This window comes from Moraxella porci DSM 25326, assembly GCF_002014855.1.
GTDB classification, from domain to species: Bacteria; Pseudomonadota; Gammaproteobacteria; order Pseudomonadales; family Moraxellaceae; genus Moraxella; species Moraxella porci.
Genome location: NZ_MUYV01000012.1, coordinates 1 through 24301, shown reverse-complemented (window position 1 = coordinate 24301; position 24301 = coordinate 1). Strand labels below are relative to the sequence as shown.

33 protein-coding genes and 1 tRNA gene are annotated in these 24301 nt (G+C 46.2%); 12 read left to right on the top strand and 22 right to left on the bottom strand.

Annotated features, from left to right (window positions below; genetic code table 11):
* Window positions 1-9: 9 nt before the first annotated feature.
* From rpsN to B0681_RS09160, 17 genes are all read right to left on the bottom strand, one after another.
* Window positions 10-315, bottom strand: coding sequence for a 30S ribosomal protein S14 (rpsN, locus tag B0681_RS09240; RefSeq protein ID WP_078318450.1), 306 nt, complete (start codon window positions 313-315; stop codon window positions 10-12).
* An 11-nt stretch (window positions 316-326) separates the two neighbouring features.
* Window positions 327-863, bottom strand: coding sequence for a 50S ribosomal protein L5 (rplE, locus tag B0681_RS09235; protein ID WP_078318449.1), 537 nt, complete (start codon window positions 861-863; stop codon window positions 327-329).
* Between the two features lie 20 nt (window positions 864-883).
* Window positions 884-1201, bottom strand: a complete 318-nt coding sequence (gene rplX, locus B0681_RS09230) for a 50S ribosomal protein L24 (protein WP_078318448.1) — start codon at window positions 1199-1201, stop codon at window positions 884-886.
* An 18-nt stretch (window positions 1202-1219) separates the two neighbouring features.
* Entirely contained in the window at window positions 1220-1588 is a 369-nt protein-coding gene (gene rplN, locus B0681_RS09225) for a 50S ribosomal protein L14 (protein ID WP_049236821.1), read from the bottom strand.
* A 112-nt stretch (window positions 1589-1700) separates the two neighbouring features.
* The gene (rpsQ, locus tag B0681_RS09220; RefSeq protein ID WP_078318447.1) at window positions 1701-1970 is read right to left on the bottom strand and encodes a 30S ribosomal protein S17; all 270 of its coding nucleotides are present in this window, start codon (window positions 1968-1970) and stop codon (window positions 1701-1703) included.
* Complete coding sequence (gene rpmC, locus B0681_RS09215; protein ID WP_078318446.1) at window positions 1967-2164, bottom strand: 50S ribosomal protein L29; 198 nt, start codon at window positions 2162-2164, stop codon at window positions 1967-1969. Before rpmC ends, rpsQ begins: the two co-directional genes overlap by 4 nt.
* Entirely contained in the window at window positions 2164-2577 is a 414-nt protein-coding gene (gene rplP, locus B0681_RS09210) for a 50S ribosomal protein L16 (protein ID WP_064603324.1), read from the bottom strand. Before rplP ends, rpmC begins: the two co-directional genes overlap by 1 nt.
* A 3-nt stretch (window positions 2578-2580) precedes the next feature.
* Complete coding sequence (gene rpsC, locus B0681_RS09205) at window positions 2581-3303, bottom strand: 30S ribosomal protein S3 (protein ID WP_078318445.1); 723 nt, start codon at window positions 3301-3303, stop codon at window positions 2581-2583.
* A 2-nt stretch (window positions 3304-3305) separates the two neighbouring features.
* Window positions 3306-3635 (bottom strand): 50S ribosomal protein L22, encoded by a 330-nt coding sequence (rplV, locus tag B0681_RS09200; protein WP_078318444.1) that lies wholly within the window; start codon window positions 3633-3635, stop codon window positions 3306-3308.
* A 9-nt stretch (window positions 3636-3644) separates the two neighbouring features.
* Window positions 3645-3920, bottom strand: coding sequence for a 30S ribosomal protein S19 (gene rpsS, locus B0681_RS09195; RefSeq protein ID WP_078318443.1), 276 nt, complete (start codon window positions 3918-3920; stop codon window positions 3645-3647).
* A gap of 12 nt (window positions 3921-3932) precedes the next feature.
* Window positions 3933-4760, bottom strand: a complete 828-nt coding sequence (rplB, locus tag B0681_RS09190; RefSeq protein WP_078254911.1) for a 50S ribosomal protein L2 — start codon at window positions 4758-4760, stop codon at window positions 3933-3935.
* 11 nt (window positions 4761-4771) lie between these two features.
* A complete protein-coding gene (rplW, locus tag B0681_RS09185; RefSeq protein WP_078254912.1) occupies window positions 4772-5101 on the bottom strand; it encodes a 50S ribosomal protein L23 in 330 nt (109 codons plus the stop codon).
* Window positions 5098-5700 (bottom strand): 50S ribosomal protein L4, encoded by a 603-nt coding sequence (gene rplD / locus B0681_RS09180; protein ID WP_078318442.1) that lies wholly within the window; start codon window positions 5698-5700, stop codon window positions 5098-5100. Before rplD ends, rplW begins: the two co-directional genes overlap by 4 nt.
* Window positions 5701-5711: 11 nt before the next feature.
* Window positions 5712-6350 (bottom strand): 50S ribosomal protein L3, encoded by a 639-nt coding sequence (gene rplC, locus B0681_RS09175; RefSeq protein ID WP_078254914.1) that lies wholly within the window; start codon window positions 6348-6350, stop codon window positions 5712-5714.
* A 52-nt stretch (window positions 6351-6402) separates the two neighbouring features.
* Window positions 6403-6714 (bottom strand): 30S ribosomal protein S10, encoded by a 312-nt coding sequence (rpsJ, locus tag B0681_RS09170; RefSeq protein ID WP_003656991.1) that lies wholly within the window; start codon window positions 6712-6714, stop codon window positions 6403-6405.
* Window positions 6715-7269: 555 nt separating this feature from the next.
* Complete coding sequence (locus tag B0681_RS09165; protein WP_078318441.1) at window positions 7270-8886, bottom strand: Rne/Rng family ribonuclease; 1617 nt, start codon at window positions 8884-8886, stop codon at window positions 7270-7272.
* A 99-nt stretch (window positions 8887-8985) separates the two neighbouring features.
* A complete protein-coding gene (locus B0681_RS09160; RefSeq protein ID WP_078318440.1) occupies window positions 8986-9633 on the bottom strand; it encodes a Maf family protein in 648 nt (215 codons plus the stop codon).
* Window positions 9634-9818: 185 nt separating this feature from the next.
* On the opposite strand from B0681_RS09160, the gene gatC reads away from it, so the two are divergent.
* The 6 genes from gatC to B0681_RS09130 all read left to right on the top strand — a co-directional run bounded on the left by gatC (window position 9819) and on the right by B0681_RS09130 (window position 14880).
* Window positions 9819-10109 (top strand): Asp-tRNA(Asn)/Glu-tRNA(Gln) amidotransferase subunit GatC, encoded by a 291-nt coding sequence (gene gatC / locus B0681_RS09155; RefSeq protein WP_078318439.1) that lies wholly within the window; start codon window positions 9819-9821, stop codon window positions 10107-10109.
* A 50-nt stretch (window positions 10110-10159) separates the two neighbouring features.
* A complete protein-coding gene (gene gatA / locus B0681_RS09150) occupies window positions 10160-11635 on the top strand; it encodes an Asp-tRNA(Asn)/Glu-tRNA(Gln) amidotransferase subunit GatA (RefSeq protein ID WP_078318438.1) in 1476 nt (491 codons plus the stop codon).
* A 54-nt stretch (window positions 11636-11689) separates the two neighbouring features.
* Window positions 11690-12631, top strand: coding sequence for a class A beta-lactamase (gene bla, locus B0681_RS09145; RefSeq protein WP_036364342.1), 942 nt, complete (start codon window positions 11690-11692; stop codon window positions 12629-12631).
* A gap of 33 nt (window positions 12632-12664) precedes the next feature.
* Window positions 12665-14134 carry an Asp-tRNA(Asn)/Glu-tRNA(Gln) amidotransferase subunit GatB gene (gatB, locus tag B0681_RS09140; RefSeq protein WP_078318437.1) on the top strand — a complete coding sequence of 490 codons (1470 nt, stop codon included), beginning with the start codon at window positions 12665-12667 and terminating at the stop codon, window positions 14132-14134.
* Window positions 14135-14194: 60 nt separating this feature from the next.
* Window positions 14195-14710, top strand: coding sequence for a hypothetical protein (locus B0681_RS09135; RefSeq protein ID WP_078318436.1), 516 nt, complete (start codon window positions 14195-14197; stop codon window positions 14708-14710).
* A 93-nt stretch (window positions 14711-14803) separates the two neighbouring features.
* Window positions 14804-14880, top strand: a tRNA-Pro gene (locus B0681_RS09130).
* A 209-nt stretch (window positions 14881-15089) separates the two neighbouring features.
* Here the strand turns inward: B0681_RS09130 and B0681_RS09125 are convergent.
* Complete coding sequence (locus B0681_RS09125) at window positions 15090-15614, bottom strand: c-type cytochrome (protein WP_078318435.1); 525 nt, start codon at window positions 15612-15614, stop codon at window positions 15090-15092.
* 327 nt (window positions 15615-15941) lie between these two features.
* Between B0681_RS09125 and B0681_RS09120 the strand changes: the two genes are divergently transcribed.
* Window positions 15942-16241, top strand: a complete 300-nt coding sequence (locus tag B0681_RS09120; protein ID WP_078318434.1) for a hypothetical protein — start codon at window positions 15942-15944, stop codon at window positions 16239-16241.
* Between the two features lie 212 nt (window positions 16242-16453).
* Here the strand turns inward: B0681_RS09120 and B0681_RS09115 are convergent, their stop codons facing one another.
* Window positions 16454-17107, bottom strand: a complete 654-nt coding sequence (locus B0681_RS09115) for an OmpA family protein (RefSeq protein ID WP_078318433.1) — start codon at window positions 17105-17107, stop codon at window positions 16454-16456.
* 464 nt (window positions 17108-17571) lie between these two features.
* Between B0681_RS09115 and B0681_RS09110 the strand changes: the two genes are divergently transcribed.
* The 5 genes from B0681_RS09110 (at window position 17572) to minE (ending at window position 21876) form a co-directional block, all read left to right on the top strand.
* The gene (locus B0681_RS09110) at window positions 17572-18528 is read left to right on the top strand and encodes an acyltransferase (RefSeq protein ID WP_078318432.1); all 957 of its coding nucleotides are present in this window, start codon (window positions 17572-17574) and stop codon (window positions 18526-18528) included.
* A gap of 109 nt (window positions 18529-18637) precedes the next feature.
* Window positions 18638-19744, top strand: a complete 1107-nt coding sequence (locus B0681_RS09105; RefSeq protein ID WP_078318431.1) for a hypothetical protein — start codon at window positions 18638-18640, stop codon at window positions 19742-19744.
* Window positions 19745-19822: 78 nt separating this feature from the next.
* A complete protein-coding gene (gene minC / locus B0681_RS09100; protein WP_078318430.1) occupies window positions 19823-20596 on the top strand; it encodes a septum site-determining protein MinC in 774 nt (257 codons plus the stop codon).
* 186 nt (window positions 20597-20782) lie between these two features.
* Window positions 20783-21598, top strand: coding sequence for a septum site-determining protein MinD (gene minD / locus B0681_RS09095; RefSeq protein ID WP_078318429.1), 816 nt, complete (start codon window positions 20783-20785; stop codon window positions 21596-21598).
* Between the two features lie 2 nt (window positions 21599-21600).
* On the top strand, window positions 21601-21876 hold the full coding sequence (gene minE / locus B0681_RS09090) for a cell division topological specificity factor MinE (RefSeq protein ID WP_078318428.1): 276 nt from the start codon (window positions 21601-21603) through the stop codon (window positions 21874-21876).
* A 116-nt stretch (window positions 21877-21992) separates the two neighbouring features.
* Here the strand turns inward: minE and rpsU are convergent, their stop codons facing one another.
* The 3 genes from rpsU to B0681_RS09075 form a co-directional block, all read right to left on the bottom strand.
* Window positions 21993-22208, bottom strand: coding sequence for a 30S ribosomal protein S21 (rpsU, locus tag B0681_RS09085; RefSeq protein WP_003657016.1), 216 nt, complete (start codon window positions 22206-22208; stop codon window positions 21993-21995).
* A gap of 222 nt (window positions 22209-22430) precedes the next feature.
* A complete protein-coding gene (locus tag B0681_RS09080) occupies window positions 22431-23363 on the bottom strand; it encodes an OmpA family protein (protein WP_078318427.1) in 933 nt (310 codons plus the stop codon).
* A 70-nt stretch (window positions 23364-23433) separates the two neighbouring features.
* The coding region (locus B0681_RS09075) for a YadA family autotransporter adhesin (RefSeq protein ID WP_211271531.1) at window positions 23434-24301 on the bottom strand (868 nt) is incomplete at its 5' end.

Sequence of the window (24301 nt, the reverse complement as noted above, 5' to 3'; positions counted from 1 at the left end):
AACTCCTTATTACCAGCTGGCTTTACGAACGCCAGGCACATCGCCTTGCATTACATATAGACGCAGCATGTTGCGTGATAGACCAAATTTACGGAAATAGCCGTGTGGACGACCAGTCACACCACAACGATTGCGCAAACGCACTGGTGATGAGTTGCGTGGCAATGCTTGTAGAGCCAACATAGCATCTAGGCGCTCTTCTTCACTTGCGTTAACATCGCTGATGATCGCCTTAAGCTGTGCACGCTTTTCTGCATACTTAGCAACGGTTTTTTCGCGCTTTAGTTCGCGATTAATCATGCTCTTTTTAGCCATAACGTTTTACCTTATCTGAATGGGAAGCCGAATGCTTTTAGCAATGCACGACCTTGATCATCGTCTGCTGCGGTAGTGGTGATGGTAACATCCAAACCACGAATGCGATCGATTTTATCAAAATCTACTTCAGGAAAAACGATCTGCTCTTTGATACCTAGTGAATAGTTACCACGACCATCAAATGCTTTGGCAGAGAAACCACGGAAGTCACGAATACGCGGAATTGCAATGGCAATTAAGCGATCTAAGAATTCGTACATTTGCTCGCCACGCAAAGTAACTTTACAGCCAATCGGCCATTCTTCACGAATTTTAAAGCCAGCAACTGATTTGCGTGCTTTAGTCACAACAGGTTTTTGACCAGCGATCGCGGTCATGTCTGCCAAAGCACCTTCTAGTAGTTTTTTATCCTGTGCGGCACCACCAACACCCATGTTTAGAGTGATTTTGGTGATTTTTGGCACTTGCATGACATTTTCTAAGCCCAGCTCGTCTTTGATTTGCTGCTTTAGCTTGTCATTGTATAATGATTTTAATCTTGCCATTACTATATACCCTTAGTCTCTTATGCAGTCGCCACTACTTCACCAGTTGAACGATAGATGCGCTCTTTTTTGCCATCACTGTTCACTTGGTAAGCAACACGATCTGCTTTTTGGGTGTTTGCGTTATAAATCGCAACATTTGAAATGTGTAGGAAAGCTTCTTGCTTAACGATGCCACCTTCTTTACCTAGCATTTGGTTAGGTTTTTGGTGTTTGGTTACAATATTAACGCCTTCAACTTTTACACGGTCTGCTTTCACCGCCAAAATTGTGCCTTGCTTGCCTTTGTCTTTGCCAGCAATCACAACCACGGTGTCGCCTTTACGTAACTTTGCCATAATAAGCCTCTAATACAATTACAGTACTTCTGGTGCTAGTGATACAATTTTCATAAATTGTTCACCGCGCAGTTCACGAGTAACAGGTCCAAAAATACGAGTAGCGATCGGCGCTTTGTTGTTGTTCAACAATACAGCAGCATTGTCGTCGAAACGAAGCACTGAACCATCTGGGCGACGCACGCCTTTTTTGGTACGAACTACAACCGCATTCATCACGTCACCTTTTTTAACACGGCCACGCGGAATCGCTTCTTTCACTGTTACTTTGATGATGTCGCCAACAGATGCATAACGACGATGTGAGCCGCCCAGTACTTTAATGCACTGAACGCGTCTTGCACCACTGTTATCTGCAACTTCCAGCATTGTTTCAGTCTGAATCATCGCATTACTCCAATAATAAATAAAGCAATAAAAGCCATTTGCCGTCCTTGCAGACGGATATACATCTAAAGGATGCATATTATACTCGCAAATGGCTTAAATTGCAACTAACTTAAATTTTTACAGCAGTTTCAACCACATCCACCAAAGTCCAAGTTTTGGTCTTTGAGAATGGACGGGTTTCTTTGATGCGTACAATATCACCTTCTTGGCATACATTGTTCTCGTCGTGAGCTTTTAGCTTCGTAGAACGGCGAACTTGCTTGCCATACATAGGGTGACGGATTTGGCGCTCAACCAACACCACGATAGATTTGTCCATCTTGTTGCTGATCACTTTACCAGTTACAACGCCAACTTCTTGAGTGGTGTTCTCGCTCATGCATCACCTCTTTGTTTTTCGTTGATCAAAGTCAAAATCTTAGCGATCGTACGACGATTTGCTTTGATTTCGTGAGTGTTGCCAAGCTGACCCGTTGCTTTTGCCATGCGCAGACGAAATGCGTCAAGTTGCTTTTCGTCAAGCAATTGAGCCAACTCATCTACTGATTTTTCGCGTAATTCGTTGGTTTTCATTACATAATCGTCCGTTTAACAATAGTGGTCTTAAATGGAAGCTTAGCAGCCGCTAGCGTTAGCGCTTCACGAGCTAGCTCTTCGCTTACACCTTGGATTTCATATAGCATTTTGCCTGGCTTGATTTCTGCTACCCAGTACTCAACAGGACCTTTACCTTTACCCATACGAACTTCCAATGGTTTTTCGGTAATTGGCTTGTCTGGGAATACACGGATCCAGATTTTACCGCCACGCTTGATGCGACGAGTGATGGTACGACGAGCAGCTTCGATTTGACGAGCAGTCATACGACCACGACCGATAGATTTTAGACCAATTTCACCAAAAGCGACGGTGTTACCACGCTGGGCTAGGCCAGTGTTACGACCTTTATGCATTTTGCGAAACTTGGTACGTTTTGGTTGTAACATATCTTAACCTCTGTCTGTGTTGCGGCGGTTAGTACGGCCACGGCGTTTTGGAGCGCGTGCTTTGTCTTCAACCACTGGGTTGTAAGCACTGTTCATACCGTCTAGGATTTCACCACGGAAGATCCAGACTTTCACACCGATAGTACCGTAAGTGGTTTCTGCACGAACTGATGCATAATCGATATCGGCACGAAGAGTGTGTAGTGGCACACGACCTTCACGATACCACTCAGTACGAGCGATCTCAGCACCGCCTAGACGACCAGATAGCTCAACTTTGATACCTTGTGCGCCAGCACGCATACTGTTTTGAACAGCGCGCTTCATTGCACGGCGGAACATTACACGACGCTCAAGCTGGCTTGAGATACCTTCGGCAACTAGACGAGCGTCTAGGTCTGGTGAAGTGATCTCTTGGATGTTAACCTGTGCGGGTACGCCCATCAACTTGGTTAGCTCTTTTTGTAGGCTTTCGATATCTTCGCCTTTTTTACCAATGATGACACCAGGACGAGCACTGTGAATGGTGATTTTTGCTGCACCAGTAGGACGCTCGATATTGATGTGACTTACCATTGCACCTTCAAGTTTTTTGCGTAGGAAAGCACGAACTTGGAAGTCGTTTAGCAGATACTCAGAGTACTGCTTTGGACTTGCATACCAGTTAGCGTTGTGCTTTTTGATCACGCCTAGACGGATACCAATTGGATGTACTTTTTGACCCATGATTATTCCCCTACTTTAACAGTGATATGGCAAGTGCGTTTGCTGATGCGATCAGCACGACCCTTGGCACGGGGCATAATACGCTTCAAAGTGATGCCTTCATCAACATAGATGGTGCTAACACGAAGCTTATCGATGTCAAGACCATTGTTGTGCTCAGCGTTTGCGATCGCTGATTCAAGGCATTTCTTAACCAATTTAGCACCTTTTTTGTTGCTGAAGGTAAGAATGTCTAAAGCACGCTCGATTGATTTACCACGAACTTCGTCCGCAACCAATCTTACTTTTTGTGCCGAAATGGCGGCACCACGTAATTTTGCAGTTACTTCCATGGTAGCACCTTATCTCTTAGATTTCTTATCAACGCCATGACCGCGATATGAACGGGTCGGAGCGAATTCACCTAGTTTGTGACCAACCATTTGTTCGTTCACGATAACTGGCACATGAGTGCGGCCATTGTGAACTGAGATGGTTAGACCTACCATTTGTGGTAGAATCATCGAGCGACGTGACCAAGTTTTGATCGGTTTGCGGTTGTTGCTTTCTAGAGCATCTTCAACCTTGGCAAACAATTGCGCATCGATAAATGGACCTTTTTTCAATGAACGAGGCATGAAACTTTTCCTTTATTTCTTGGCACGACGGCGACGGATGATCATACTGTCAGTACGCTTGTTAGAACGAGTCTTAAGACCCTTAGCTTTCTGACCCCATGGGCTGGTTGGGTGCTTACCGAAGTTACGGCCTTCACCACCACCGTGTGGGTGGTCAATCGGGTTCATCGCAGTACCACGAACGGTAGGACGAACACCACGCCAGCGCGCTGCACCTGCTTTACCTAGTGATTTTAGGTTGTTTTCAGTGTTTGATACTTCACCGATAACCGCACGGCAGTTAGCGTGGATACGGCGAGTTTCACCTGAACGCAAACGAACGATCACATAAGCACCATCACGACCTAGCAACTGAACTGCTGCACCAGCTGAACGAGCGATTTGCGCGCCTTTGCCGATTTTTAGTTCGATGTTGTGGATCACGGTACCAACAGGAATATTTTTAAGTGGCAAGCAGTTACCTGGACGGATTGGTGCTGCTTCACCTGATACTACTTGATCACCTACGCTCAATTTCTTTGGCGCGATGATGTAGCGACGCTCACCGTCAGCATACTTAAGTAGTGCGATGTGTGCGGTACGGTTTGGATCGTATTCAATACGCTCAACAACAGCTGGGATACCATCTTTGTTGCGTTTGAAGTCAACTAGACGATAGTGTTGCTTATGACCACCACCGATGTGGCGAGTAGTAATACGACCGTTGTTGTTACGACCACCAGTTTTAGCTTTTGATTCAACAAGCGGTGCATATGGACGACCTTTGTAAAGGTGTGGATGCACTACTTTCTCAACAAAGCGGCGACCTGGTGATGTAGGTTTTGCTTTTACGATAGGCATTTTGTTAATCCTTATTCGTTAGTCGCTGTTTCACTAGTGATTTCTTCACCAGCACCGATTTGTACGTCTGAACCAGCTTTTAGGGTTACATACGCTTTTTTGATGTCGTTACGCTTACCAACAACACGGCCAAAACGCTTAGTTTTGCCTTTGATGTTTAGCGTGTTTACTTTAACAACTTCAACACCTTCAAACATTAGCTCAACAGCTTGTTTGATTTCTTTTTTGGTAGCTTTGCCATCAACTTTGAAAACCTGCACACCAAGGGTATCGCCTAGGCGTTGAGATTTTTCTGAAAATACAGGTGCTTTTAGTACCTGATATAGTCTTGCGTTGCTCATGCAAGTGTCTCCTCAAATTGTTTGGCTGCTTCAACAGTCATAATTACTTTGTCAAAAGAAACCAAGCTTACTGGATCAACTTCACGAGTACCCAATACATTCACATATGGGATGTTGCGTGCAGCTAGGTACAAGTTTTCGTCAACTTCGTGAGTAACGATCAACGCGCGTGGTGCATTTAGATCAGCCAATTTAGCAACCAATTCTTTGGTTTTTGGTGAAGATACAGAGATCTCGTCAACCAATACCAAACGCTCTTGGCGTACTAGCTCAGCTAGGATGCATTGCATTGCACCGCGGTACATTTTACGGTTCACTTTTTGTGACCAGTCTTGTGGCTTAGCAGCGAATGCACGACCACCGCCAACCCAGATTGGGCTACGGATAGAACCAGCGCGCGCACGGCCAGTACCTTTTTGACGCCATGGCTTCTTGCCACCGCCAGAAACTTCGCCACGAGTTTTTTGTGCACGAGTACCTTGACGAGCACCAGCCAAATAAGCGGTCACTACTTGATGTACCAAGGCTTCATTGAACTCACGGCCAAATGCGACCTCTGAAAGCTCAACCGCTGCACCTGTAACAGTTTTTAAATTCACGTTTAATCCCCTTAGGCTTTAACTGACGGACGTACGATAACATCGCCACCGTTGGCACCTGGAACAGCACCCTTGATGACTAGTACACCTTTTTCGGCGTCAACTGAAACAATTTCCAAGCCTTGAACAGTAACGCGCTTGTTACCCATTTGACCTGGCATTTTTTTGCCTTTGAAAACGCGACCTGGGGTTTGGTTTTGACCTGTAGAACCCAATACACGGTGAGAAACAGAGTTACCGTGAGTTGCGTCTTGAGTGCGGAAGTTGTGACGCTTCACACCACCTTGGAAACCTTTACCCTTGCTTTGACCAGTCACATCAACCAACTGACCAACTTCAAAGATATCAGCTAGGATATTGCCGCCAACTTCGCGACCTTCTAGGTCAGCTTCTTCTGCGCGGAATTCCCAAACACCACGACCAGCGGCTACGCCAGCTTTTGCGAAGTGTCCTTTTTGAGCAGCAGTTACGCGGCTGTCACGACGCTCACCAGTGGTGATCTGAATCGCGTTATAGCCATCGGTGTCTACTGTTTTGATTTGCGAGATGCGGTTGGCATCAACCTCAACCACTGTTACAGGGATAGATACGCCTGCTTCAGTGAAGACTCGGGTCATGCCGCATTTTTTACCGACTAAACCAATCGCCATTTTAGACCTCATTTATATTAAAAGTTAATAGTTCAAACCAGACTTATGTTCATTAGCCCAAAGCGATCTGAACATCAACACCAGCAGCTAGATCTAGCTTCATCAGTGCATCAACAGTTTTGTCAGTTGGTTGCACGATGTCGATCATACGCTTATGGGTGCGAATTTCGTACTGGTCACGAGCGTCTTTGTTGACGTGTGGTGATGTCAATACGTTGAACCGCTCAATACGAGTCGGCAACGGTACAGGACCGCAAACTTGTGCACCTGTACGCTTTGCAGTATCGACAATCTCTTGTGCCGACTGGTCAATCAGACGATGGTCGAACGATTTTAGTCGGATACGGATTCTCTGGTTAGCCATGCCAACAAGCTCCTAATTAAGTGCTTTTTAAAACTTCCATCTATGCGTTTATTGCGTTTTAGACTTCAGTTAAACCGTTAAAATTTGTTCTCGAAAAGCTGAAAACAAAATAATCCTATCCCTGCCAACCTTGCATAGAAATGCTGGTAGCAGGGGTGTTTTGTTCAATAGTGCCAAAAACGATGCTTCGGCTGTGGCGTTGACTTGGTACTTCCTCAACTGTTGAACTTTGGTTCATTCTTGAAGTAAACTTTTGATTTATTTGGCAATGTGTGCCATCAAAAGCGCAACGCAATACAATGATGGCGTGTATTATACACGAAAATTGTCACAATGCAAGGTATTTATTGGCTTTTTGTGCGTTTTTTGCCAAGTTTTTGAATGATTTTACAAAAGACTAACAAAGCGTGTCTATTGTACAATTTTTAACCATTCTTTTTGCCATTGTTATACGATTTATTAATTTTTACTATGTTAATTTTTGATAAATATTAGGTAAAATTGGCATTTTTACATTAAAATTATTTATAAAAAATTATTTTTTGATAAATAAAATCAATCTAATGCGATATTATATTGCTCTTGTTGGTACAATGGTTCTATCTCAAAACGGATGGGCTTGCCAATCAAATATTCCAAATCAGCGACGGTGTTGGCTTCACTTGATAGCATCAGCTCAATCACTGCACCGTGGGCGATGACGGTAAACTGGCGTGGGGCATTAAAGGTACGTGCATAACGCATGATCTCACGAAATATCTCAAAGCAGACAGTTTCTGCGGTCTTGATATAGCCCTTGCCTTCACAGACCGGGCATGGCTCGCACAGCTGTTGTGGTAGCGACTCTCGGGTACGCTTGCGTGTCATCTCAACCAATCCAAGCTCACTGACCTGCGTGATATTGGTTTTGGCATAGTCATACGACAGCTGTTCTTGTAAGCTTGCCAAGACATCTGCTCGGTGTGCCTCTTCGAGCATATCAATGAAGTCTAGAATAATAATCCCGCCCAAGTTTCTTAGGCGAATCTGCCTTGCGATGACTTGTGTGGCTTCTAGATTGGTCTTATAAACTGTATCTTCGAGCGAACGCGCGCCGACATATGAGCCTGTATTGACATCGATGGTGGTCATCGCTTCGGTTTGATCAATAATCAGATAGCCACCAGATTTGAGATCGACACGGCGTTTTAGGGCATTTTGGACATCTTCTTCGACACGATATAAGTCAAATAATGGCACTTCGCCTGCATAATGCGCGACCATCGGTGCAATCGATGGGACAAATTCACGGGCAAAATGTGCCACTTCATGATAGACCGCTTCGTGGTCGATCAGCACTTTGGTGGTTTTTTCGTTGACCAAATCACGGATACAGCGAAGTGGCAAGGACAGCTCTTGATAGATCAGCTCAGATTTTTTGTTTGAGTGTAGCTTGGCAGCAGCTTGTCGTGTCAAAATCGTCCGCCACAGTTGCACTAAATAATAGATATCTTCTTCAAGCTTAATCTCACTCACCTTTTCGGCAGCAGTGCGGGCAATCAGTCCGCCTTTGAGATTCGCCGATTGTAATAACTTGGTCAATTCGTTCTTAAGGCGGGTGCGTTCGTCACTTTCTTCGATGCGGATTGACACACCGACATATTCATCACTGGTCGGTAAATACACAAGATAACGAGATGGTAATGAGATATTGGTCGTCAAGCGCGCACCCTTGGTGCCAAGCTCATCTTTGATGACTTGTACCAAAATGCGGTCGCCTTCCCTGAGACGATATTGGATCAAATCAGTGCTTGGTGTGGGTTTTTTGGTGATGGTCAGTGATTTGACATCGGTGACGGCACTATGTCCTTGCTCAAGCTCACTGCTTTGTGCTGGACTGTGTGCGATGGCTAGGCGCGTGATGGGTGTTTGGATAATCTCATCGGGGCTGTCATTCATGCGTTTGGGTTTTTGCATATCATTGGCGTGCAAAAATGCCGTTCGTGACTGGCCAATATCCACAAACGCCGCCTGCATCCCTGGTAGCACTCGCACCACCGTACCTAGATAAATATTACCCACTAAGCCCAATTTTTGGTGGCGTTCGATCAGTATTTCACTCGTTACGCCATCGGTCAAGACCGCCACCCGAGATTCCATCGGCGTATAATTAATCAATAGCTCTTCTGACATTTTTTACTCAATTTTTATAATTTTCAAATTCTTTATCGCTATCGATTATAGTAAGCGATATTGCCGATTTATGCAAGGTGAACGCAAATTAAGGCTGATTTAGGGCTTATTATGATGGCTAATTGGTCCATCCTTGACGACAGCCAAGTCTTGCATTGCTTTGATTTTTTGAACTACTTGTGCCAATGGCAACCCAACCACATTGGTATAGCTGCCACGAATCGCACTCACCCATGCTGCTGCACCGCCTTGGATGGCATATGCACCTGCCTTATCCTGCGGCTCGCCTGTCTGCCAGTAGCTGGCTTTATCATCATCGCTAAGCTTGATAAACTCAACTTCGGTACGCTCGCACAAATACTGCTGATCCATGCGTTCACCCTGTGATAAGCGCGTCAAGCACACCGCCGTCCATATCTCATGCGTCGTATCCGACAATCGATCCCACATCCGATAGGCATCTGCCTGATCCACAGGTTTGGTCAAGACTTCACCATCATCAAGCACACCAATGGTATCGGCAGTGATGACAATACACTCGCTTGGCAAAGTTGCATCCGCCATCACCGCATCTGCCTTGGTCATCACCATACGGCGAATATAGGCATCTGCCGACTCGCCTGCCAGCCACGACTCATCAACCTCTACGCCCACCGTCATAAACTCAATCCCTGCTTGGCTCAATAGCTCTCTACGGCGTGGTGATGTCGATGCTAGGATAATGGCTGGGCGTGCGGCTGTATTCATGGTGGATATGTCCAATAGATGACCAATAAAATTGTGGCAATTATCCACCTTTTCATGGCATGGGTCAAATCAAATCTCATCGGCACAGATTTCTATCCATCGCTTTGTACTCATGGCAAGCTATGGTACAATGGTGCTGATTTTTTTGTTATTTTTATCTCAAGTTTTTAACTCAAGGAAAAACCATGAGCCAACTTACCTCGGACGATATCCTATCGGTAGCCAATTTGGCACGCCTAAAAGTGGATGACAACCTAGCAGCCGACTACGCCAAAGACATCAGCAAAATCCTAGCGATGATGGATATCTTAAGCTCGGTCAATACCGACGGCGTCGCCCCACTTGCCAATATTCACGAAAGCTGTCAACCCCTACGCCAAGACACGCCTACCACCGACATTGACCGAAATGCCAATCAATCGGTCGCCCCTGCGGTACAAGACGGTCTATATTTGGTGCCACAAGTGATTGAATAATCTATTCTTTATCTTAATTTTATTTATTTTTATTTTTTAAGTAGTTTATTATGTCAAATTTACATACTTTATCTGTACAAGAAATAATTACAGGGCTTGCCAATAAAGACTTTTCTAGCCTTGAACTCACCAACCATCTACTAAATCGCATTGATAGTTTAGATAAAGACATCAACAGCTTTATTACTGTGACGGCTGATTTGGCAAAAGAGCAAGCCAAACTTGCCGATGAGCTGCGTGCCAAAGGCGACAGCCGTCCTTTGCTTGGCGTACCGATGGCACATAAAGATATTTTTTGTACTCAAGGGGTGCTGACCACTTGTGGCTCAAAAATGCTTTATAACTTTGTGTCGCCTTATAACGCTACCATTGTAGAAAATATCGCCAATGCAGGTATGATAAGCCTTGGCAAGCTTAACATGGACGAATTTGCCATGGGTTCGGACAATGAAAAATCCTATTATGGGGCAGTGCATAATCCTTGGGATTTGGAGCGTGTGCCAGGGGGATCGTCAGGTGGGTCGGCAGCGGCGGTAGCGGCAGGGTTTGTACCTGTGGCGACAGGCTCGGATACAGGTGGTTCTATTCGTCAGCCTGCTTCATTTTGTGGTTTGACAGGCATCAAGCCTACCTATGGGCGCGTGTCTCGCTTTGGTATGATTGCCTATGCGTCCAGTTTTGACCAAGCAGGGGCATTTGGGCGCTCGGCATTGGACTGTGCGTGTCTTTTGCAGGCGATGAGCGGTTATGACCCCAAAGACAGTACAAGTGTAAACAAAGAAGTTCCTGATTGGCTTGGCGAACTTGACAAAGTGAGTGGCGACAAACCGCTTGCAGGGCTAAGAGTGGGCGTACCGCAAGAATATTTTGGCACGGGGTTAAATGCTGATGTTAAAGCCAAAATTGAAGATGCTTTAAAAGTCTATCAAGATTTGGGGGCGACTTTGGTATATGTGCATTTGACCGACCCACAAATTACCCTTGCCACTTATTATCTTTTAGCCCCTGCCGAAGCCAGCTCCAACTTATCTCGTTTTGACGGTGTCCGCTATGGCTATCGCTGTGAAAATCCTAAGGATTTGCACGATTTATATACTCGTAGTCGCTCGGAAGGCTTTGGGGCGGAAGTGCAACGCCGTATCATTATGGGAACTTATGCCCTGTCCGCAGGTTATTTTGATGCTTATTATGTCAAGGCTCAAAAGGTTCGCCGCCTGATTTTAAACGACTTTTTAAAAGCCTTTGAAACCTGCGACATCATCGCCACACCCACCGCCCCAACGGTTGCCTATAAATTGGGCGAAAATCTCTCCCCTGCCGAAATCTATATGGGCGATGTCTATACCATTGGCGTGAATTTGGCGGGCTTGCCAAGTCTATCGCACCCTGTGGGCTTTGTTGGCGGTTTGCCTGTGGGCTTGCAACTCATTGGCAAACATTGGGCGGAAAGCGAACTTCTAAAAACCGCTCATGTGTATCAGGCGAATACCAAGTTTCATCAAGAGATGGCGGATTTGGTGAAGTGATTTTGGATTTGGGATAAATGATAAATTTATCCCAAGCAATAAAAGGGGATAATGATGCAACGCCGTCATTTTTTACAAAAAACCTTATTGGCACTACCTATTATTTTTTCTGGCAATTTATTAACTGGATGCAAAACGAGTTTATCCAATAACCATTTACCTAATGACAAGATAACAAAAAATCCAAATTTATTACAAAATAAATTAAAAGAAATATTGCCAATTTGGGAAAATAAATTTAATGCCAAAATTGGTATGACGATTATTGCTGACAGTGGTGAAATATCCAGCCATCGTGGTGATGAATATTTTCCTGTTAATAGCACCATTAAAGCCTTTATCGCAAGCCATATATTATTACTTGTAGATAAAGGAAAATTGGATTTAAATGAAAAAATCATCATTAAAGAAAGCGATTTGATAGAATATTCTCCTGTCTGCAAAAAATACTTTAATGAAAATAAACCAATTTCTATTAGTGAATTGTGCGAAGCTACCATAACACTGAGTGATAATGGCTCTGCCAATATCTTGTTGGATAGAGCTGGGGGCTTGACTGCATTCAATCAATTTTTGAAAGAGATTGGGGCGGATATGGTGTTAGCAAATAATGAACCTTTACTAAATCGCTCACATTATGGTGAAACCAGTGATACCGCAAAACCAATTCCTTATACAAGAAGCCTAAAAGCATTGATTACAGACAATATCCTATCCAATCAAAGCAAAGAACAGTTGATAACTTGGCTTATCAATGATAAAGTTGCTGATAATTTATTGAGAAAATATTTACCAAAAAATTGGCGAATTGGCGACAAAACAGGCACAGGTAGTGAATCAAAAAATATCATTGCTGTGATTTGGAATGAAAATAATAAATCTTATTTTGTCAGCTTATTTATCACTCAGCCACATGATGGTAAATCCCTTGATTTTAAAAATCAAAAAGATGAAATAATGGCACAAATTGGTAAAGAAATTTATCCATTTTTATAACCCATTAAATTTTTATAGTTAATAGGAAAATTTATGACTAACCAAGCCCCCCTAATTGACGGCTATGAAGTTGTCATCGGCATTGAAATCCATTGCCAATTAAACACCGAAAGTAAAATTTTCTCAAATGCACCCACCGCTTTTGGTGCTGAGCCAAACACCCAAGCCACCATCGTTGATCTAGGCTTTCCAGGTGCTTTGCCTGTGCTCAATGAAGGCGTGATTGAGCGTGCGCTCAAATTCGGCTTAGGCGTCAATGCTGAACTGGGTATGTACAATACCTTTGACCGCAAAAACTATTTTTATCCTGATTTGCCAAAGGGCTACCAAACCACCCAAATGGCAAATCCCATCGTCGGCAAAGGCTATATTGACATCCTAGTCAATGCAGGACAAAAGGACGAATACACCAAACGCATCGGTATCACCCGTGCTCACCTAGAAGAAGATGCGGGCAAATCAGTGCATGACGCCGTGCCTGCCATGACAGGCGTGGACTTGAACCGTGCTGGCACGCCACTCATCGAAATCGTCTCTGAGCCTGATATGCGTTCGGTTGGCGAGGCGGTTGCTTATGTCAAGACCATTCATGAATTGGTCACTTGGCTAGGTATCAGTGATGCCATCATGGCAGAAGGCTCATTCCGTGCTGATATCAATATCTCAGTACACAAACCAAATACGCCATTTGGTACACGCTGTGAGCTTAAAAACCTAAACTCATTCCGCTTCATCGAGCGTGCCATCAAATCAGAAATCGAACGCCAAATCGATGTCATCGAAGACGGCGGTAAAGTCGTGCAAGCCACTCGCCTATACGACCCTGAGCGTGACGAAACCCGTGCGATGCGTACCAAAGAAGAAGCCAATGACTATCGCTATTTCCCTTGCCCTGACCTATTGCCTGTAGTGATTAGTGATGAGACTTTAGCAAAAGTCAAAGCCGATATGCCAGAGCTGCCAAGCGTGCGTAAAGAGCGATTTGTGAATGAATTTGGACTATCCACCTATGATGCCAATGTGTTAAATGGTAGCCGTGAATTGTCCGATTATTTCTTGGAAGTCATTGCCATCACTGGCAATCAACACGCCAAAATCGCCGCCAACTGGGTGATGGGCGAGCTGTCAGGCGCACTCAATAAAAATGAGCTGACAATCAATCAATCCCCAATCAGTGCCGAGCGTCTGGCAGGGATGATTGCTCGCATCACCGATAACACCATCAGTGGCAAAATCGCCAAAGAAGTGTTCGGCTATCTGTGGGAATCTGACAAATCAGCCGATGACATCATCGCGGAGCACGGACTCAAACAAGAAACCGACACAGGCGCCATCGAAGCCATCATCAAAGAAGTCTTGGCAAACAACCAAGCGATGGTGGATGAATATAAAGGCGGTAAAGAAAAAGCCTTTAACGGCTTGGTCGGTCAAGTGATGAAAGCGTCTCGTGGCAAAGCCAATCCTGCTCAGGTTAATGAGCTGTTGAAAAAGTTGATTGGTTAATCAACTAAGCCCCAAATACCGTGTGTTTGGGGCTTATTTTTAATCTTAGGGGAAATAAATATGGAACTTGCCCTGATTGCGTTTTTAACTTGGGTTTGTAGTAACATATTGCTATTTATCTTATACAGAATACATTATGCTTATGCAGTCCATCTGCTGGGTGATGGATATTGGATTGGCTGGGAAATTTCTTGGGAATTTTTTCTAGGCGTGGCAATCTATTTTATGAGCAGTCTGCTGCTTTCAAAATTTTGCAAAATCAACACATTTAAAAATCGAATTCTGATTGCTCATCTTATTCCCTTGACCATCTCTGTGATAACCTATATCAATGTGCCAGACAATTATTATGCCAAATTTTTTGATGGGATTGCTTCTGAATTTGAAACTTTTGTCGTTGCAACAACTTATCCTTTATGTCTCATCGCAGGCATTAGCCAAATATTATGGGTTTGCCAAGAAGTCAAATTTTACAGCCAGCAAAGTGTACACATTCTTATACCAACTTTATTAATCTTGATTAATGCTGGTTTCATTACTTTTTGGGCTGTCTTAGCAGTAGCCTCATGGATATAACCGTTCAGCCCACAACTTTTTGGCAGTACGCCATCACAACCCACAAAAAAACCACTTGCCAAATCAGCAAAATCCGCTACAATATAGGGCTTACGGAATGTAGCGCAGCTTGGTAGCGCACTTGCATGGGGTGCAAGGGGTCGTAGGTTCAAATCCTATCATTCCGACCATATAGTAATTTCGGGGCGTTGCATTAAGTGTAACGCCCTTTTGTTTTCAAGGGTTTTAGCGCTTTTGATTGCCTGTATAACCTCATAAAACCCCGTTAAATTCTAACAAATGCTGGCATCGTGGTTGATATCGGTTTTATGAGATTTACACAACCAAAAATAAAAGGCCTATCCACAGATAAACCTTTTGTTAAGTAGTTTTTTATGCGCTACTGAGCGGTTTGGATGATGTAATTCACCGCAGCATAAACTTCAGCCTCACTAACATCGCCGACCGCTTGGGCTGGCATCTTATTAAAGCCTTTGGCGGAGTTGGCCTGTAATGTCTCAAGCCCTTTGGCGGCCAAGCGTTTTTGCCATTCTTCTTTGGCGCTAAGCTTAGGCGCATCGAGCAGACCTGCATCATGACAGACCTTACAAGTTGCCTCATAGCGCCGCTTACCCTCTTCGATGGACAGTGCCTCGACAGGTGCAGCCGCTGATGCTGCCACCTCGCTATCTTGGCTGACGCTGGCAGCTTGATCTGTCTTGGCTGCGATCTCGGCTGGTTGTGGGCTTTGCTGGGAAGCGGTGTCTGGCTGAGTGGCCTCGGCAGTGCTTTGCGTGCTGCTGACTGCAGGTGCGGCAGCTTGGGTGGTCGTAGTCGCTGCTGGCTCTTCGCTACCGCAAGCCGAAAGCACGATGGCGATACAGACAGGCAGCACAAGCTGCTTGGTTTGATTAATCAATTTCATAACCCCTCCATAATATTCGACAGCGCCCATATTCGTCTTTGGGTCGCCAAAATGATGCATCTTAATAATGCCTGACACTTATTTTAACATAAGCACGCACAAAAGTGCATAAATTATTCATTTAAAATACATCTTTTATGCATTCAACAAATCCATCGATTTGCTCAGTCATTTAAGATTTTCTTAGTCATTTAAAAAGCAATTACAAAACACCTAATGAAAAACCCTCACAAAAGAGTAAAATACTGCCAACATCCCACAATCAGCGTAGTTTACTATACATATCGACGACTGATTGATCGTTATTCAGAAATTTAAGGAGTTTTTATGAAAGCCATCGCCTGCATCGCTGCTGCTGCCATCGCCCTAACAGGCTGTAATGCCATGACAGCCACTGCCGATAAAATCATGAACAAAAAAAGCAACTTTTCACAAGTTGACACCACAGTCTATCCTATTGGCGAAGGCCCAAATTATGATGCTCAAACCAAAGCCGATGCAGTACTTGAGGACATGAAAGCCACTCAGGCGGTCAATGGCCAATACCCAAAAGCCGACAGCAACGATGACAAAACCCAACAGCAAATCGATGCTGCCATCGAGCAGGCAAACCAAACCGCGCAATAATCAAACGGCGCAACCCACCCCTCTTCGTATGGCTTAGCATACAGCGGATGATCGACAGATTGTCCGTTTTTTATGGCAGATTCTGCACCACTTTATCTGCTCTTGGTACAGCCTAAATAAAGATCGTGGCACAAAAAAGACCGCCAAACTTAAAGCAGTTGGGCGATCTTGTATCCTCTATCAGTCTGCGTGTGATGCACAGATGACAGTGATTACATATTTTGTGGCGTCAAGATGGTCAGCTCAACACGACGGTTTTGGGCGCGGCCAGCTTCAGTTGCGTTGGTAGCCACTGGTTGACGCATGCCATAGCCGACAGTTTGGATGCGGCTGGCTGATACACCTTGGCTAACCAAGTAGTTACGCACAGCAGCAGCACGACGCTCTGACAATGCTTGGTTGTAAGCGGCTTGGCCAGTTGAATCTGTGTGGCCTGCTACCACGATGGTGGTTTCGCCATATTGACGCATGGTGGCTGCCAATTGATTTAGGCTACCCAAGAATGCGCTGTTCAATGTCGCATCATCATGTGCAAAGGTGATGTTGCCTGGCATGGTCAGGTTGATGTTACCTGTGGTGGTGTCATGGTTAACAGTCACGCCTGTGCCTGCCATTTGTTGCTGGATTTGCTTAGCTTGGCGCTCCATGTAAGCACCTGCTGCTGCGCCCACTGCTGCACCGATGGCAGCATCGCGGCCAGTTTTTTCACCGCCAGTAGCTTTAGAGATGGCTGCGCCGCCCAGTGCGCCAGCGACTGCGCCTAGCACAGCTTTATTTGGGGTAGCGGTGCCAGTGCCAGTGTTTGCACAGCCTGCCAAAGCGACACTTGATGCCAATACGGTTACGCCTAATGCTTTAAGTTTCATAATAAACTCCTTTTGTCTGTTGTTATCAGACGGTTAATAAATCAGGCATGAATCATACCTGTGTTTGTCTTGCTTGCTGTTATTATGCACCTGATTTCTTGCTTGTCTGTATAAGTCGTGTAGCTTGGCTGTGATGTTTTTATTATTTTGACTGGGTAAATTTTGCTTAATTGTTCCACATTTTCGCGATAAATGGGGCAATTTGCGCCAGTTTTCCCATTCATCATGGAAAATTTGATCAAAACTTATCCAAAACCCATCAATTCATCAATCCACTCAGCCAAATTGTTACAAATTTTTTCAACTTTAGGATAAAAATTGCCATAATCGCCACAGATTTTGGCAATTTTTACCCGATTTTTCGCAGAGTTTGGTAAACTATGTACAACCGTGTACAAAATCCGCTGCCTTGCTGCGATTTTGAAACATTATGTAACATTTACTCCGTTTAATTTGGGGGCGTCATGACCAAATCACGCAAAACCTTGAGTTTTTTTGAAAAGCTGCATCACACCCAGCCAAAACTTGCCCAAAAACTGTCTTTGGTGACCAGTACCGGCACCATCGCCGCTAACAGCCTGCTAATGGGTGCGCCTGTGATTGGCGCTGGCATCACCAAAATACTTACAGGATCTGCCGCTGCCGATAAAGCCGTCATCAGTATCGCCAACCGCTGGATCCACACCAACAATCTGCTGATCGATAAAGTGCTACCCACCAAAGATTGGCGCGTCACCCTGCCAGAATCACTGGATCCCAATGGTAAATATCTGCTGATCTGCAACCATCAATCTTGGGTCGATACCAGCATCATCCAGTATATCAGCGAAGGCGCGCTGCCGATCACACGGTTTTTTGCCAAGCACGAACTCATCTACATTCCCATCGTCGGTCAGACTTTTTATTTCCTAGATTTTCCGATGATGAAGCGTCACACCAAAGAGCAAATCGCCAAAAATCCTGCGCTGGCAGGTCGTGATCTCGATGAAGCACGCCGCGCCTGTCAGTCGCTGAGCGGCAAGCCTTTTGTGCTGCTAAACTATCTGGAGGGTACGCGTTTTACCAAGGCCAAGCACGCCAAACAAGCCTCACCTTATCAGCACCTATTAAAGCCCAAGGCAGGCGGCTTTGCCTTGGCATTGGCCAGTCTTGGTCATGAGATCGATGGCATCTTAGACATGACCATCGTCTATCCTGATGGCGCGCCAGAATATACCGATCTGTGGTCGGGTAAGCTGACTCGTTTATCGGTGGATATTGACTTTGTTAGCCCTGATGAGACGCTGTTAGCCGCGCTAAAACAAGGCGCGTATGACACCGATGAGCAAATCAAAGCAGCGCTGTATGCTTGGCTTGATGAGCTATGGCAAGCCAAAGATGCCAAAATCGAGGCGCGCTTGACAGAGTTTGCAGACGCTTAGACCATCTATGATTGTCCATTGACACGCAAGCAGCTGCCATCGCCTCAATTCACTGGCTTAAGTTGGCTTAGATGTTTTTTAATTTAATTTTGTCATTGCAGGTAGTACCATGACACAGCACCCACCCACCACACCCAAGCTTGATGAGTTTGGCATGCCTCAGCAAGCACATCTGCCTGAGGATGTGATTCCATTTTATGGTCATGATAAAGAGCCAGACCGTCCACCGAACCGCGCGAAGCTTGGATATGACATCAGCATGCTGGTGTTGCTATTGGTCGATCTGGCGCTGATTGCGATCGATAATGTTTTGATGAGCGGCTTTGCGGTGCGCGTCGCCGAGTGGCTTGGACTGTCATCAAGCTTGGCGGTGTATCAGCAGGTACATCATTTGAGTATTGCGACGATCGGTGGATTTTTTACGCTGTTTTGGGTGATGGATATCTTGGTGCGCTGGGCTTTGGCGATCCATCGGCGCACTTATTATCGCTGGTTTTTCTTTCCTTTTGTGCATTGGTATGAGGTATTGGGCGCCTTTCCTGCGCTGCGTGCGCTCAGACTGCTCAGAGCTGCAGTGATCATCCGCCGACTGCATCGCATGGGCATTCAGGTCATTCCTAAGCGCTGGGTTGATTCTGCCAAATTTTATTATCACATCCTATTAGAAGAGCTGTCTGACCGCGTGATCTTAACAGCCATCGATAATTTTCGGGCACAGATGAATCGCCCCAATGCCGACAGCAGCAAACTGGTGCACCAGACGATCCATAACAATCGTGCGCACATCCAAAGCGCTGTGTTAAGCCTCTTGCGCAGTGAACTGGTGCCGCGACTGCAGGCAGCACTACTGGCGCATCAAGGTGAAAAACTGGCCACCGACATCGGCCACGCAGTCGAAAAGGCACTGACTGATACGCCACAACTGCGCAAATACCTAAAGCTGATTCCCATCGCAGGCACGCTGATCGAATCTGAAATCCACACCATCGGGCGCAGCATCGGTGAGAATGTCACCACCGCGATCAACCAGCATCTGTTTGATGACAACACCCTTGATGGTCTGATGATCTCAATCGCCCAAGGGGTCTCACAGATCGATACCACCACGCCCGAGGTACAAGCACTGATCAGCGAGGTGATCGAAGATGTGCTGACATCTTTTGAGGCGCAGGTGAAAATCCAGCAATGGAAACACGCTCAGCAACTGCCGCTGTGATGGCTTTAGCGCTTTTTTCATTCGCCAAAAAATGCTACAATAAATGGCAATAACAACTGATTAATCAAGGCAATTTCCATGACTCAAGCCGTGACTTTATTTGGCAAAATGCTCACTTTTAGCCGCCTAAAACTCCAAACCGACGATCTACAGCTGATCCGCCGCGAATTGCAACAAGTGCTGACCGACAATCCCATCGCCAGTGGCTTGCCCATCGTCATCGACAGCAGCGTCGAGCTTGAGTTGGATGCACTGATTGACATGCTGTGGATGATGGATGTGCAGCCCATCGGCGTGGTCAGCGGCGTACTCGATGCCCAAGCCCGCGATCTGCGCATGGCGATTTTGCCTGCCGATGGCAAGCGCATCGAACGCCTACCAAACACCGACAGCAAACCTGTGACCGTTGCCCCAAGCACTGATGCTGGCCATGAAGATGCTGCCATCTCCGCCGCTGCCGCTAATACTCAACAAGGCACCACCTTGACCACTGCCCAAGATCACAGCCGCGATCTAAAAAGCGGTATCCACACACAGATGCTGCGATCGGGTCAGAGCCTACAGCATCTGGGTGGCGATTTGACCATCATCGGCGGAGTCAATGATGGTGCCGAAGCCATCACCGATAACAGCCTACACATCTATGGTCGCGGTCTGGGTCGCTTAGTGGCAGGTGCAACTGGCGATAAGGATGCGCGCATTTTTTGTCAAAAATTCAATCCCTCGTTGGTATCCGTGGCAGGCACTTACTGTCTAAGAGACGCCATCCCCACCGAGATGATCGATCAAGCGGTACAGGTGACTTATGATGAAGAGCGCGGACTGGTGTTTACCCTACTCACCCAGCTATAGACCAATGCGGTGATGGCCAAAAATCAGCTCAATGCCGCCCTACTCAAACTCATCAGAAAACTGACAGATGAATTGATGAAAACCCCCAAATATGCTATGCTATTGATATGCTATATTTGGGCAAATTTTACGCGGTCATCAGCCTATGTGGCCGCTTAATTGCATGTTTATTTAAGGAGTGCCATTGTGGCAAAAATCGTAGTAGTAACCTCAGGTAAAGGTGGTGTCGGCAAAACCACTACCAGCGCATCATTCGGTGCAGGTCTGGCCAAGCGCGGCTTTAAAACTGTCATCATCGATTTCGATGTGGGCCTGCGTAACCTAGATCTGATCATGGGCTGCGAAAACCGCATCGTCTATGATTTCGTCGATGTCATCAGCGGCAATGCCAAACTGGCACAAGCACTGGTCAAAGACAAGCAATATGACAACCTATTCATTCTGCCTGCCTCTCAGACTCGCGATAAAGATGCGCTGACTGATGAAGGTGTGGCTCAAGTGATGAAAGAGCTGTCTGAAGATATGGGCTTTGATTACATTATCTGCGATAGCCCAGCAGGCATCGAGCGCGGTGCGCAGCTGGCGATGTATCATGCTGATGAAGCACTGATCGTCACCAACCCTGAAGTATCATCAGTACGCGATTCAGATCGCATCATCGGCATCCTCCAAAGCCGCACCAAAAAAGTCGAGGAAGGCGGCAGCGTGCGCGAGCATCTGGTCATCACTCGATACAACCCACAGCGCGCCTCTGAAGGTGAGATGATGGACTATCACACCATCGCCGATGAGATCTTGCGCGTGCCTTTGATCGGCATCATCCCAGAAAGCAATGCTGTGCTAGAAGCCTCCAACCAAGGCCAACCTGTCATTCACTTCACCGACTCGGCTGCCGGTCAATGCTATGATGACATCGTCGCACGATTCTTGGGCGAAGAAGTGCCACTGCGCCATCTAGAAGTGAAGAAAAAAGGCTTCTTTGAAAGATTGTTCGGGGGTTAATAATGAAAAAAGGATTTTGGAGCACCCTATTTGGCAGTAACACAGGCTCGAACAGTGCCGATATCGCCAAAGATCGCCTAAAAGTCATCGTCGCCAGTCACGATCGCCTAAACACGCGCCTGACCGCTGATCGCATCGAGCAGATGAAGCGTGAGATCTTGGCTGTGGTGAATAAGTATGTCAATGGTGTCAGCATCGATGATTTAAATATCAATCATCGTCATGAAGACAATCTGGATGTACTTGAGATGAATATCAGCTTGCCTGATCGTAAATAATCGGTCAGTGATGCACTGCGCAAAGGCCGATGGCTTTTGCGCTTTTTTATGGTCAATGCTAAAATAAAAAGCCCCAAATAAGATTGGGGCTTTTGGATATCTGAGTGACTGACAGATCAGTATTTGCGTTGATGACGCACTTGCTCACGATATACTTTTTTCTTGTAGCGCTTCACAGCGGCAGCTTTTTTGCGCTTACGCTCTTGAGTTGGCTTTTCGAAGAATTCTTTTTTGCGAACATCGGCTAGGACGCCTGCTTTTTCGCAAGCACGCTTAAAGCGACGGATCGCGATATCAACTGGTTCGTTTTCTTTTACCTTAACTGAAGGCATGGGATACTCCATAATCAAGACGGGTGGCATCAATCTGGCTGTATTATTAAGTATATAGCACTGCTGTCTTGGTGCAGGCATCAGCTCAGATCGGAAATAAAATCGCCCTTATCAGGCTGTCTTATCCAGATAGACAAAACAGCGGATATTATACGCGTTCTTAGATAAAAAAACAAGACCCAAATCAGTATTTGGGTCTTGTTTATCAATCAAAAGATCAGATCATTGACCTTGATTGAAATTTTGATAATCACGGCCTTGTTGGATCTCTTGCATGCCCTCAGCGGTACGCGCATAGACAGCCACATCGACAGTCACACGGCGGTTCGGCTGTAGGCACTTGATCAGCTGATCGCGCGGCATCGCATCTGAGCAGACCACTTCAGGTAGTGGCTGTAGCTCACCTGCGCCAGCTGCGGTCAAGGTCGCTGCATTGACACCACGACTGATCAGATAAGTGCGGACAGTCTCAGCGCGGCGCTGTGATAGGCCCATGTTATACTCATCCGAACCTAGGCGATCGGTGTGGCCCACTAGGCTGACACGGCTGTCACCGCGTTTTTCCCACTCAAGCAGCTTGATGGCCAGCTCATCTAGGCTAGCACGGCCTGCTGGTAGCATGTCTTCGGTTTTCCACTTATCAAACTTAAACAGTGCATCGGCAGCCAAGTTGATGCGCTCTTGGGCGATCGGTGCCAATGGCGCTGGCGCTGGTTGATTGACGATGATGGTCTGACCTGCTACCGGTGGCTTGGCGTACTGCGCGCAGTCAGCTGGCAGCCAGTAAAATTCTTGGCCGCGGAAGTTTTCATCAAAGATGACTTTATATTGGCACACTTTGACGCTGTCATCGGCTTGATAGAACTTTAAGATGTAGTCCCATTCGCGCGCGCGGTTCGACTCATTAAAATGCGGACGGCCGATCAGCTGATACAGCTCATCTTTGGCAACACCTGGGCGGATCTTAGATAGGTTTTCACGGTTTGGGAATTGACCGTCTTTTTGCCATGCTTTATTTAGCTCTGGGAAATAGATGTCTTCGGCAGCAATGGTGCCTTGATTAGAGATATTTTGGCTGACTTGCTTGGTACCCATACAGCCAGTGATAGCAAGTACCGAGGCCGCCAAGATGCTTAGACCTTGTAACTTTTTCATAATATACCCTTAAAATATAATTAAATCGGGGGATGCTTGCACCGATTGGCACAAGCATCCTGATGACGGCTTAGAAGTGGAAGCCTGCGCCCACTGCACCGCCTGCATTGCCTTGGGTGTCGGCAGAGCCAGACACTTTTAGCACCCAGCGGCCGTTGTCAGACAGCTTCGAGAAGCCGACTGCCACCGCGCCTTCGCCATTGTAACTGGCGATACCACCGGTTAGCATAGACTTGCCTGGGATGTAGGCCTGTGGTAGAGCTGCCATCGCCATCGCTGATGAGACACCTGAGTTGGCATCATCTGCCACGCCATCGATGCGGTTGTTGATGTGCTGTGCCATACCTTGTAGCTGGCTGACATTCACGGCATCAGTTGCATCGACGCCTGGGGCGACATTGGTGATGCGGTTACCACCGTTATTTAGACCATCTTTGGTTAGGCTGACGGTATTATCAGCGTTACCTTCAACCGGTGCCTTGATGGTGATGCCATCGTTATTCATCACGGTGGCGCCTGCAGTCACGCTGTCCACTTTTACATCTTTTGCCAAATCATAAGTGATGTCAGCACCTTCACGCTTAACAGTTAGATTGTCGCTACCAGTTTTGAAAGTAACTGTGTCTGATGGGTTGATTAGCTCAGTGCCATCAGTACCATCTGCTGCCAGTTTCCAACCAGAGTTGTTAATAGCGTCAGCAACGGTGTTAGCAGTTACTAGTGAATCGCCATTGTCAACAGGTGCACCCACTTTGCCATCGGTAGATGGTGTAAAGGTGGTGGTGACAGCTGCGATGTTGCCATTGTCATCAATCTTCGTGGTAGTACCGTCAGTCTTAGCAGATACGGTGTAAGTGGTTGAACCGTCTTCGTTTTCTTTGGCTTCAACCTTGATGCCGTCAGCTTCTTCAACCTTGGTGGTTGCTGCGGCTTGAGCG